The organism is Rhodococcus sp. WAY2, from assembly GCF_009859915.1.
Lineage (GTDB): Bacteria > Actinomycetota > Actinomycetes > Mycobacteriales > Mycobacteriaceae > Rhodococcus_F > Rhodococcus_F oxybenzonivorans.
Map to the genome: position 1 here is coordinate 6354112 of NZ_CP046572.1, position 11729 is coordinate 6365840.

General features: G+C 66.1%; 10 protein-coding genes. 5 read left to right on the forward strand and 5 right to left on the reverse strand.

Translation table 11 applies throughout. The features are described from left to right. The first annotated feature begins 36 nt into the window (after nt 1-36). On the forward strand, nt 37-1293 hold the full coding sequence (locus GFS60_RS28670) for a class I SAM-dependent RNA methyltransferase (protein ID WP_159927634.1): 1257 nt from the start codon (nt 37-39) through the stop codon (nt 1291-1293). A 76-nt stretch (nt 1294-1369) separates the two neighbouring features. Beyond that, nucleotides 1370-1873 carry a MarR family winged helix-turn-helix transcriptional regulator gene (locus tag GFS60_RS28675; RefSeq protein ID WP_159926391.1) on the forward strand — a complete coding sequence of 168 codons (504 nt, stop codon included), beginning with the start codon at nt 1370-1372 and terminating at the stop codon, nt 1871-1873. A 27-nt stretch (nt 1874-1900) separates the two neighbouring features. Here the strand turns inward: GFS60_RS28675 and GFS60_RS28680 are convergent, their stop codons facing one another. From GFS60_RS28680 to glsA, 3 genes are all read right to left on the reverse strand, one after another. Continuing rightward, the gene (locus GFS60_RS28680; protein ID WP_159926393.1) at nt 1901-2740 is read right to left on the reverse strand and encodes an ABC transporter permease; all 840 of its coding nucleotides are present in this window, start codon (nt 2738-2740) and stop codon (nt 1901-1903) included. Beyond that, the gene (locus GFS60_RS28685; protein WP_159926395.1) at nt 2737-3699 is read right to left on the reverse strand and encodes an ATP-binding cassette domain-containing protein; all 963 of its coding nucleotides are present in this window, start codon (nt 3697-3699) and stop codon (nt 2737-2739) included. The genes GFS60_RS28680 and GFS60_RS28685 overlap by 4 nt, the downstream gene beginning before the upstream one ends. A gap of 94 nt (nt 3700-3793) precedes the next feature. Continuing rightward, nucleotides 3794-5614, reverse strand: a complete 1821-nt coding sequence (gene glsA / locus GFS60_RS28690; protein WP_159926397.1) for a glutaminase A — start codon at nt 5612-5614, stop codon at nt 3794-3796. Nucleotides 5615-5865: 251 nt separating this feature from the next. Here glsA and dxs point away from each other — a divergent pair, with 251 nt between their 5' ends. After that, on the forward strand, nt 5866-7821 hold the full coding sequence (gene dxs, locus GFS60_RS28695) for a 1-deoxy-D-xylulose-5-phosphate synthase (RefSeq protein ID WP_159927636.1): 1956 nt from the start codon (nt 5866-5868) through the stop codon (nt 7819-7821). A 65-nt stretch (nt 7822-7886) separates the two neighbouring features. Here the strand turns inward: dxs and GFS60_RS28700 are convergent, their stop codons facing one another. Beyond that, entirely contained in the window at nt 7887-9284 is a 1398-nt protein-coding gene (locus tag GFS60_RS28700) for a sugar porter family MFS transporter (RefSeq protein WP_159926399.1), read from the reverse strand. A 93-nt stretch (nt 9285-9377) separates the two neighbouring features. Further along, the gene (locus GFS60_RS28705; RefSeq protein ID WP_159926401.1) at nt 9378-10385 is read right to left on the reverse strand and encodes an iron-siderophore ABC transporter substrate-binding protein; all 1008 of its coding nucleotides are present in this window, start codon (nt 10383-10385) and stop codon (nt 9378-9380) included. Nucleotides 10386-10680: 295 nt separating this feature from the next. Here GFS60_RS28705 and GFS60_RS28710 point away from each other — a divergent pair, with 295 nt between their 5' ends. Next, complete coding sequence (locus GFS60_RS28710; RefSeq protein ID WP_159926403.1) at nt 10681-11490, forward strand: GntR family transcriptional regulator; 810 nt, start codon at nt 10681-10683, stop codon at nt 11488-11490. Further along, on the forward strand, nt 11487-11714 hold the full coding sequence (locus tag GFS60_RS28715) for a 4Fe-4S dicluster domain-containing protein (protein WP_109330625.1): 228 nt from the start codon (nt 11487-11489) through the stop codon (nt 11712-11714). The genes GFS60_RS28710 and GFS60_RS28715 overlap by 4 nt, the downstream gene beginning before the upstream one ends. The last annotated feature ends 15 nt before the right edge of the window (nt 11715-11729 follow it).

The following is an 11729-nucleotide window of genomic DNA, read 5'->3' on the forward strand; positions in this document are numbered from 1 at the left end:
TGATGGACGGATGGCAGTGTTGGACGGATGGCAGTGTTGAGTGAGAACTGGACCGGCCGGCGCCTCGAGCTGACCCTCGGCAATCCGGGGCACGGTGGATTCGTCGTCGCACGGCACGAGGGGCGGGTGGTGTTCGTGCGTCATGGCCTGCCGGGGGAGCGGGTCATCGCGATCGTCACCGAAGATCGCGGCGGATCGTTTTGCCGCGCGGAGGCCGTCGACATTCTCGAGGGGTCGCCGGAGCGAATCGCGCCGCTCTGCCCGATATCGGGACCGGGAGGCGCCGGGTGCTGTGACATGTCTCATGCCCGCCTCGCCTTTCAGCGACAGATGAAGTCGCAGATCGTGTCCGAGCAGCTGCTGCGGCTCGCGCGGGTGGACCGGAACGTGGACGTGGAGGAACTGCCCGGCACCGGTGACGGAACCGGCTGGCGCACCCGGGTGCGGTTGGCTGTCGATGGCAACGGGCTGCCGGGATATCACCGGTACCGGAGTTCGGGCATCGTCACCGACCTCGAGTGCCCGCAGATCGAGACTGCAGCGTATGACGGCATCGCCGAGTACGAGTGGACGCCGGGCAGCGAGGTTCAGATCGTTCTCGACGGGGCCGGAGAGCGCCACGTCGTCGAGATCGCGCCACCGAAGGTGTCGAAGACGGGACGAACGCGTCCCGGTCGACGGGGTGCCGCAGCGCGACGGGCGGCTGTCGCGGCGCCGCGAGTCGAGCGGCTGTTCGAGGGGTCCGGGCGGTCGCGGGAACGGGTACACCACCGAGAATGGACGCTGGCTGCCACCGGTTTCTGGCAGGCGCATCGCGGAGCGGCGCAGACGTATTCGACCGTGGTAGCGGAGTGGGCCGGTGTGACCGCGAGTGATACGGCGTGGGACCTCTACGGAGGGGTGGGTGTGTTCGCGGCAGCACTGGCAGGCGCGGGGCTCGTGGAGTCGGTGGAGTCCTCGAAGCAGGCTGTCGCCGATGGAAGAGCAGCACTGGCGGATCTACCGCAGGTCCGTTTCCACCCGGAGCGGGTCGAACGTGCGCTGCCCGAATTGGCGAGGCCGCCCCGGGTGGTGGTGCTCGACCCGCCGCGCACCGGCGCGGGACGAGACGTGATCGCGGCCGTGTCGTCGGCAGGCGCCGAACGCATCGTGCACGTCGGATGTGATCCGGCGTCCTTCGCCCGGGACGTCGGTCTCTACCTCGTTGAGGGCTACCGGCTCGATACCGTCCGGGCCTTCGATGCATTCCCGTTGACTCACCACGTGGAGTGCATCGCCCTGCTCACGCGCTGACCGGACTGCATCGGCGTGCCGCACCCCGACCTCCGTATAGTTTTCCCTGCAACAGCGGGACTAGGACGGGGATCGGATGTCGGTACAGCCAGATACAGCGCGGGCGCTCGCCGATGCGGTACTCGCACTGGGGCGCTCCCTGCGTGCAGTGGTCTTCACGAGCGGTGAGACGGTGATCGCGCCCGCTCTGACGAGCGTGTTGTTCGTGCTGTCCACCCGTGGTGAGTGCCGGCAGAACGAACTCGCCGCCGACCTCTGCGTCAGTCAGTCGTCCCTGAGCCGGCAGATCGCCGAACTCGTCGATGCGGGATACGTCCTGCGCACGGCAGACCCGCACGACAAACGCGCTTCGCGTATCCAGGTGTCACCCAAGGGATTCGACGTCCTCCGCGAGACAACCGAACGTCGCGCGGAACGACTGCGGGCCATGTTGGACGGCTGGTCCCAGGAGCAGGCATCGGCCGCGGTGACGTCGCTGCTGCAACTCAACGAGACGTTTACCGCGTCTGTGCAACAGCGAAACGGTCGCGTGCAGAGTGCTGCGCCGCCTCAGCGCCCGGTCCGGACCCAGAAGGACTAGACACCCGCTTCCGGCCGGTGCCGGGCACTAGGACTTCCGGTTGTAGAGGCGCATCGTGAGGGGTCCGAAGATGACGATGAAACCGGCACACCAGCCGAAGACCACGATGAGGTCAGCCGACTGCACCGATCCGGCCATCAGTCCGCGAATGGCCGTCACCAGCTTGCTGATCGGATTGACCCCCACGAACGCCTGGAGCCAGCCGGGCATCGTGGCGGGATCGACGAAGATGTTGCTGGCGAATGTCAGCGGAAACAGGATGAACATCGACACCCCCATCACCGCCTGCTCGGTTCGCATGAGCATCGCGAACATCGTCCAGATCCAGGACAGGCTGAAGGAGAACAGCAACAGCAGTCCGATCGACGCCGCGACTCCGACGATCCCGCCATCCGGCCGGAAACCCAGGACCAGACCGAGGATCAGGACGATGATCGAGGCGATCGTGTAGCGCACCACGTCACCGAGCAGGGCGCCGACGAGGGGCGACGGACGCCAGATCGGAAGCGAACGGAAGCGGTCGAAGACACCCTTCTCGATGTCCTTGTTCAGCGTCAGACCGGTGTACATGGTGATCATGACGACGGTTTGAACGAGGATGCCGGGCAGCAGGAACTGGACGTAGGCGTCGGTCGATCCGGCGAGTGCCCCACCGAACAGGTACGTGAACATCAACGTGAACATGATCGGGAACATGGTGACGTCGAAGAGTTGCTCGGGAACGTGCTTGATCTTCAGCAATGCACGCCACCCGAACGACAGGGAGGTCGACCACGCAGTGGGACGCGAAGGGCGCGGTCCGGGCATCTTCAGGACGTCGGCGACCGCCTTCGTGGTGTCGGTGGTCCGGTCGGCGGTGGAGGTCATGACGCAGGCTCCTCGGTGGGTCGGCCGGTCAGGGAAAGGAATACTTCGTCGAGGCTCGGCTGCCCCAATGCAAATGTGCTGACGGCGATTCCGGCGTCGTGGAGGGCCGGGAGTGCCTGCGCGACCCTTCGCGGATCGTCGATGCGGGCAGTCAGCGCCACGGGGTCGTTCTCCTCGGTCACCGGGACACCGAGTACGTCACGGAGCAACCTCGCTGCGGCCGGCCGGGTGCCCGCATCGGTGACGCGCACATGCAGAGACCCGGATCCGACGGACGCCTTGAGTTCGCCGGTGGTGCCCTCCGCGATCACCTTGCCGTGATCGATCACGGCCACCCGGTCGGCCAACTGGTCTGCCTCGTCGAGGTACTGCGTGGTCAGCAGCACTGTCGTCCCCCCGGCCACGAGGGCGCGCACGATGTCCCAGACTTGGTTGCGGCTGCGGGGATCGAGTCCGGTGGTGGGTTCGTCGAGGAAGATCATCTCGGGTGTGACGATGATGCTCGCCGCGATGTCGAGCTTGCGGCGCATCCCGCCCGAGTAGTTCTTCACCTGTCGATTACCGGCCTCCTCGAGGCCGAACGCCGCGAGCAGCCGCTCGCATCGTGATCGCGCTGCCGCGCGCGAGTAACCGAAGAGGCGGCCGAGCAGCAGCAGGTTTTCGGTCCCCGTCAGATCCTCGTCGAGCGAAGCAAATTGGCCCGTCAGCGACACTTTGCCGCGGACGGCGTCCGGTTCGGTGGCGACGTCGTGTCCGAGTACCCTGGCCGATCCGCCGTCGAGGGGCAGCAGTGTGGCGAGCATGCGGATCGCGGTGGTCTTGCCGGCACCGTTGGGACCCAGGACGCCGTAGACGCCGCCGACGGGTACGCAGAGGTCGAGTCCGTCGACGGCACGGGTGGAACCGAAAGTCTTGACGAGTCCTGTCGTCTCGATGGCCAGCTTCGTGGCTGTCAGCATTGCACCCTGCTTTCGCGTTCGAATGGCGTCGAATCCCGAGACCCCGAGCCTGTCCGATTTTTCCGATTCCGGCAAGCGGATTTCGGTATGCCGCTCAGCTGCCGTTCCCTTGCCTCAGCAGCGACCGCAGCATGAGGTCGAGCTGTTCGTAGGCGCCCGACGCCAGTCGCTCGAGCAGCGCGACTTTCAGTGCGGGTTCCTTCGACGCCATGTCGGCATACCGCTCGGGAGTCAGCACCGCGACGGTCACCGCGGTGTCGGCCCGGACGTCGTTGAGGAAGCGGGAATCGAGCATCATCGGCATCTCACCGAAACTCATCCCGGCTGACAAGGTGATGATCCGGTACGTCGACCCCGCGTGATCGGTGATCGTGGTGCTCACCTTCCCCGAGAGAATGAGGAAGAGCCCGGAGGCGGGATCCCCCCGGTGAACGATGTGCTCGCCGCGGTCGAAGGTTCGGATCTCGAGGTCGCGGGTGAGCCGATCGAGCTGTTCGGGGTCGAGTGCGGACAGGACCGGATGCTCGGTGACGGCGAGGGAGGCCGGCTGGCGGGCAGACCGGCAGTGCCGATCGAGGAGAACGTCTTCACACCATTGCACGGCGGCGTCGAGGTCGGCGAATACCCGTCCGGTGTCTCCCGCGAGATCCGAGCGGGAGTTGCCGAGCAATCCGCCAGGGTCGACGAACGCCACGGCGCATCCGCGCTGGGCGAGCGTGCCGCGCAGGGTGGCGATCATCCGGCACGCCACCCCGCTCACATCGTCGACTCGCCGGACGTCGACCACCACTACCTCGAGGTCCTCGTCGACGCCGCCGATCTCACGGACGGCGGTCTCCGCGCCGGCGAACAACAGATCGCCGTGCAGTTCGTAGATGCGGCTGCGTTTGCCGACATCGTCGAGGGTGGCCCGCTCGACCGGGGTGCGCCGCATGCGCGACGGGGCATCCGACACGGAGTAGCGGGCGCGGATCGCGGCGCGTGCCGCCCGGGTGACGTGGAGGAAATGCAACTCGAGTTCGGCTGACAGTGCCCTGCACGCCTCTACTCCGCGGACGCTGTTGCCGTGGGCATCGAGCCTCGGCGAGTAGATGGCGATGCCGATCTGGCCCGGCAGAACCGCCACGATCCCGCCGCCGACGCCGCTCTTGGCGGGCAGGCCCACCTCGTAGAGCCACTTACCGGCGCCGTCGTACATGCCGCAAGTGGACATCACACTCAGCACCCGCTCGACCAGGACGGGCGCGAGCACCGTGTCGTGCGTGACGGGATTGACCCCGTTGTTGGCCATCGTCGCGGCCATCAGGCTCAGGTCTCGACAGGTCACGTCGATCGAGCACTGCCGGAAGTAGAGGTCTACCGCCTCGTCGGGGTCGCCCGTGATGATGTCGAACGAGCGCAGCATGTGCCCGATGGCGCGGTTCCGGTGGCCCGTGTGCGACTCGGACGCGTACACCGCCTCGTTGAAGGTGAGCTCTCGCCCTGCATACCGCGAGTAGGCCTCGCGGATTCGTTCGAATCGCGAGTCCACGTCGGGCCCGGCTACCAACGACGCAGCAGTGATGGCACCGGCGTTGATCATCGGATTGCGCGGCCGCTCGGTCGTCGGGTCGAGACTGATCTCGTTGAAGGGTTCCCCCGACGGTTCGACGTCGATCTTCTCCGCGACGGCCTCCGCTCCTCGGTCGGCGAGCGCGAGGGCATAGGTGAACGGTTTCGAAATCGACTGGATGGTGAACGGCAGGCGCGTGTCGCCCACCTCGTACACGTATCCGTCGACCGTGGCGATGCAGATACCGAACGAATCGGGGGCCACGGCCGCCAGCTCCGGAATGTAGTCGGCCAGCTCGCCGCCGCGGTTGCTGGAGGTCTCGGAGAAGATCTTCCCGATCAACGCGTCGACGACGGTGCTCATGAGACGACCCTAGAGCCTGACGACGGCGAAGTCGGGGGTTCCGAGGGGTGCCGGTGTGGCCGCAGTCGTGTGAACCCGGTCACGGCCGGTCACGCGGCTGTCGAGGATGCGGGCGTGTTCGGAAGACGCCTGTGTGCACATGGTGTGTCGCCCGGTCCCGCGGCTCCGTAGACTGGGTGCACTGTGACGTGACACGAAGCCACGACGCAGAGGCACGTAATGCGGCGTGCATCACGGAGGGAGCGATCTCGTTGGGTGTTCTTGCCCGTATCCAGACGCCTGACGATCTGCGTCAGCTGAGCCCCGCGGAGATGAAGCAACTCGCCGCGGAGATCCGTGAGTTCCTGGTCCAGAAGGTATCGGCGACCGGCGGCCACCTCGGACCGAACCTCGGTGTCGTCGAGCTGACGCTCGCGCTGCACCGCACGTTCGTCTCGCCCGCCGACCCGATCATCTTCGACACCGGTCACCAGGCGTACGTCCACAAAATCCTCACCGGTCGCAAGGGTGACTTCGAGTCGCTCCGCAAGCAGGGCGGACTGTCGGGGTACCCCTGCCGCGCCGAGAGCGAACACGACTGGGTCGAGTCCTCGCACGCCTCCGCATCCCTGTCCTATGCGGACGGTCTCGCGAAGGCATTCGAGTTGACCGGCCAGGCCCGCCACGTGGTCGCCGTCGTCGGTGACGGCGCACTGACCGGCGGTATGTGCTGGGAGGCGCTCAACAACATCGCGGCGGGCAAGAGCCGATCGGTGATCATCGTCGTCAACGACAACGGCAGGTCGTACGCGCCGACGATTGGGGGTCTCGCCGATCACCTCGCCACCCTCCGTCTGCAGCCCGCGTATGAGCGGGTGCTCGACAACGGTCGCAGAATCGTCAAGAAACTGCCGTGGGTGGGCCGTACCGCCTACTCCGTCCTGCACGGGATGAAAGCCGGTCTCAAGGACGCGGTCGCCCCGCAGGTCATGTTCACGGATCTGGGAATCAAGTACCTCGGTCCCGTCGACGGTCACGACGAAGCTGCCCTCGAGTCTGCGCTGCGCCGTGCCAAGGCGTTCGGGGGACCGGTCATCGTGCACGCCGTCACCCGCAAGGGCATGGGGTACGCACCCGCAGAGAATCACGTCGCCGACCAGATGCATTCGACCGGTGTGATCGACCCTCTGACCGGGAAGTCGACGGCGACGGCGTCCGCCGACTGGACCTCCGTGTTCTCGGCTGAGCTCATCGAGCAGGCCGGTCGCCGCGAGGACATCGTTGCGATCACTGCCGCGATGGCGGGTCCGACGGGTCTGGCAGCGTTCGGTGACGCCTATCCCGACCGGATGTTCGATGTCGGCATCGCCGAGCAGCACGCCGTCACCTCGGCGGCGGGGCTGGCACTCGGAGGCCTGCACCCGGTGGTCGCGGTGTATTCGACCTTCCTCAATCGTGCATTCGACCAGCTGTTGATGGATGTCGCCCTGCTGAAGTTGCCGGTCACCCTGGTGCTGGACCGCGCGGGAATCACCGGAAACGACGGGGCCAGCCACAACGGCATGTGGGACATGTCGCTGCTGGGCATCGTGCCCGGCATGAGGGTCGCGGCTCCGCGCGACGCCGCGACTCTGCGCGAAGAACTGGACGAGGCGCTGGCTGTCGACGACGGGCCCACGGCGGTGCGCTTCCCCAAGGGCACCGTGGGTGACGACGTGCCCGCGCTGAGCCGAATCGACGGTGTCGTCGACGTCCTGCGGGACTCCTCCGGCCGAAAGGACGTCCTGCTCGTGTCGGTCGGGGCGTTCGCCGGACTCACTCTGGCCGCGGCCGATCGTCTCGAGCAGCAAGGTATTTCTGCGACGGTCGTCGACCCGCGTTGGGTCCTCCCGGTGCCGGAATCTCTGGTCAAGCTCGCCGAGGACTACAGCATGGTGGTCACGGTCGAGGACAGTGGCCTGCATGGAGGCGTCGGTTCCACCGTGTCGGCGGCGCTGCGCTCTGCCGGCGTCGATGTCCCGTGCCGGGATCTGGGCGTTCCGCAACGGTTCCTCGACCACGCCTCCCGCACCCAGGTTCACGCCGAACTGGGGTTGACCGCGCAGGATGTCGCCCGCCAGATCACCGGCTGGGTGGCGAGTCTGGGGAACCAGCCCCCGTCGGCGGCCAACGGGGCGGTTGCGCACGAGAGCGCCGAACACATCGAGAACAGCGGCCGGCAGAGCTGACACACCCGTGAAAAACAGATCCGGCCGAATCGAAACGATTCGGCCGGATCTGTTTTTAGACCACGTCAGGTCGTCATCTCCTCGAGTTCCATCCCCTTCGTTTCCCGGACCTTCGACCGGACGAAGAAGAACGACAGCAGCGCGAAGAACGCGAACAGGCCGTACAGGAACCACAGGCCCACCGAACGGGTCAGCGGCGGGAACGACAGCGTTACCGTGAAGTTGGCGATCCAGTTCGCCGCCGTGCTGATGCCGAGTGCGTAGGCGCGCATGTTGTTGGGGAACATTTCGCCGAGCATCACCCACATGATCGGGCCCCACGTGGCGGCGAAGAAGATCACGAACAGGTTGGCGCCGACCAGGGCCAGCGCGCCCCACGGGCTCGGCAACTGGACGTCGTCACCGCTACCGGTTGCCTGAGAGAAGGCGATCGAGGCCAACAGCAGGCTGGCGAACATTCCCAGCGAACCGACCATGAGAAGAATCCGGCGACCGATCCGGTCGACGAACAGGATGGCGACGAACGTCATGGCCACATTGATCACCGCTGTGATGACCGAGGTGGTGAACGACTCGTTCTCGGTGAACCCGACCGACTTCCAGAGGGTCGTCGAATAGTAGAAGATCGCGTTGATGCCGACGAACTGCTGGAAGACGGCCATCGTGATGCCTACCCACACCAGAGGCTGCAGGCCGAACTTGGGGCCACGGATGTCGTCGAACGATGCCGTCGACTCCCGGCGGAGGGTGAGACGGATCTCGGAGACCCGCTCGTGCGGGTCCAGTTCACCAGTGATGTTCGCGAGGACGTCCGCCGCTTCCTGATCGAGGTGCTTACCCACCAGGTATCGCGGCGACTCGGGAATGAGCAGTGCGAGAAGGCCGTACACCAGCGCCGGCACAACTCCCACGAGGAACATCCACCGCCACGCCTCGAGATTGAGCCAGAGCTCGTTCGACGCTCCACCGGCCGCGTTCTGCAACACGGCGTCCGACAGCAGCGCGGCGAAGATGCCGAGGGTGATCGCGAGCTGTTGAAGAGAGGCCAGGCCGCCCCGGTAGCGTGCCGGTGCGATCTCCGAGATGTAGGTCGGCGCAATGACGGACGCGATACCGATTCCCAGGCCGCCGAGAATGCGCCAGAGCATCAGGTCGGGGACGCTGAAAGCGAGTCCGGAGCCGATCGACGAGACGACGAACAACACCGAACCCAGCAGCATCACCTTCTTGCGGCCCCACCGGTCTGCGAGGCGGCCCGCAAACCACGCGCCCACAGCGCATCCGAGCAAGGCGATGGCCACGGCGAAGCCGGTGAAGAACGAACTCAGTTCGAAGTGCCCCTGGATGGAATCGACGGCTCCGTTGATGACCGAGCTGTCGAATCCGAACAGGAAACCCCCGACCGCTGCGGCGACCGTGACCCCGATGACCTTGGCGGTGTGTCTTTCGGACATCTGCGTCATCGCATACCTGCTTTCGGCGAGCGTGGCTGTGAGCCGGCTACGAGATTTCGTGTGGAATCACGCTACGCCCGCGACGCCTGATCAGGCGGGACTTCACGCACCGGCCTTGTTCGCCGCCTCGCTCAATTGCGGCGTCAGCCTCTCGAGCGCCCAGGGAGTAGCCAGCACGCTGGTCTGGCTGAGTCCCGCGATCACCTTCGTATCCGACAATGTCACCGCGGTTCCCCGGCCGAGGGCGCCGAGATTCGCGTAGGCAGGGTTGGCCGCGACGGTGCTGTCGTCGGCGACGAACGCGACCACGACATCGGCGTCGATATCGGCGATGTTCTCCACCGAGATGTCGGCGAAGAACTTGTCCGGATTCGACTCGGCGAGCTTCGACACACCGGGTGCGACCGTGAATCCGAGCTCGGTGAGCACCTGCACGCGGGGGTCGGAGGGCATGTAGACGTTCACCGTGGCAGCGTCGGTATCGAAGTTCACCACCGACACCGTCTTTCCGGCGAACTCCGGGTGTTCGGCAGCGGTCTGCGCGAGCCGGTCGTCGAGGCCGGTGACGAGAGCCTCCGCCTCGGCGGTCTTACCGAGCGCCTGACCGATCAGGGTGGTCTGGTCCTGCCAGCTGGTCTGCCACGCCTTGTCCGGGTAGGCGACGGTGGGGGCGAGTGCGGAGAGTTTTTCGTAGGTGCCCTGGTCGAATCCCTCGTAGGGTGCGAGGACGACATCGGGTGCCAGGGAGGCCACTTGCTCGACGGGAATGGTGGTTGCGGTGTCGAGGAGGGTGGTCCGGCTCGGGTCGTAGCGGTCCTGGAGCCAGGGCATCACTCCGTTCGCCTCGGCGCCGTAGGAGTACTTGGGCATGCCGACGGGGGTCTCGCCGAGCGCGTAGACGACGTCCTGGGCGTTCCAGCCCAGGGTGACGATGCGCTCCGGGGCGGCGTCGATCGTGGTGGATCCGAAGGTGTTCTCGATCGTGACCGGAAAGCCGGCTCCGCCGCCTTCCGCGCTCGTGCCGCCGTCGCCGGACGAGCAGGCGGCGACGAGCAGCGCGGTGCCGGCCACGGCGAGTGCGACAGCGATCGGGCGTGGGGGTGTGTACACGGCAACGACTCCTTCGACGAGTGAGTAAAAGGTAAGCCTAACCTATATATCGGGCCGGGGCCGGGTTCTGTGGTCGACTTCGGATCACCGTGATTCGAACTCTGCTTCCGGTTCAGTGGTGGCGTAATGGGGCGCCGTATTCGCGTTTACGCAGGTGAGCGGGGCAGTCCGCGGGGTCCAACCGGCAGATTCGAGGAGGCCGCGCCGGGTGGTCCGCAGGCGCGACTTCCGGTGGTCGAACAGCAGTTAGCGTCTCTTGTCGTTCAGCACACTGCACAATCGACGGAGGAAAAGCATGGCGCTCGCCGCGGATGATGCAGAGGCGGTGGTGGCTCCGACTGCCCTGCACGGCCAGCCCTCTGCCCGCAGATCTCGCGCCGACGAGGCTCGCCGATTCGCCGACCTCTTGCGGCAGCAGATCCACGCGGACTCTTTCGCCGACCGCGGACTGCCTCCGGAATCGGAGTTGGCGCACGAATTCGGGGTGTCTCGGAACGCGGTGCGGGACGGGCTCGCGCTCCTCAAGCAGGAGGGCCTGATCGACCGTGCGCCCCGGGTGGGCACTCACGTGGCGCGGCGCAAGTACGACCACGGGCTCGACGCCCTGCTCGGACTGAGGGAGACCTTGAAGGGACACGGTGAGGTGCGCAACGACGTGCGTGTGGCGAGGGAGATCACGCCACCACCGGCTGTGGTGCGTCGATTGCAGCTGGCAGCAGGGGAATCCGCGGTCTACATCGAACGTGTCCGCTATCTCGGTGACCTCCCGCTCAGTCTCGACCTCACCTATCTGGTGCCCGACATCGGGCGTAACATCCTCGGCCGCGACCTCGAGCGCAACGACGTCTTCACGCTGATCGAGGAGGTCTGTGGGCAACCACTCGGTTCCGCGGATGTGGCGATCGAATCGGTGAATGCGGATGCGCACTCGGCGGCGAACCTACAGACCCCGGACGGGGCCGCGCTCCTGTTGCTCGAGCGTCTCACCCGACTCGTCGACGGACGTCCCGTCGACCTCGAATACATCCGCATGCGCGGTGATCGAATCACCATGCGCAGCAACCTCATCCGACGTCCCGAAATATCGAACTGGGAGCTCACATGACACTTGTCAACGCACGCGCCGACGTACCGGTCACCATCGACGAGTCACTGTGCATCGAGGGGTGCACGCTGTGCGTCGAAATCTGTCCTCTCGACTCGCTGGCCATCAACCCGGACAACGGCAAGGCCTTCATGCACGTCGACGAATGCTGGTACTGCGGCCCGTGCGCAGCCCGCTGTCCCACCGGCGCCGTCACCGTGAACATGCCGTACCTCCTCCGCTGAGCGAAAGACTTCGAA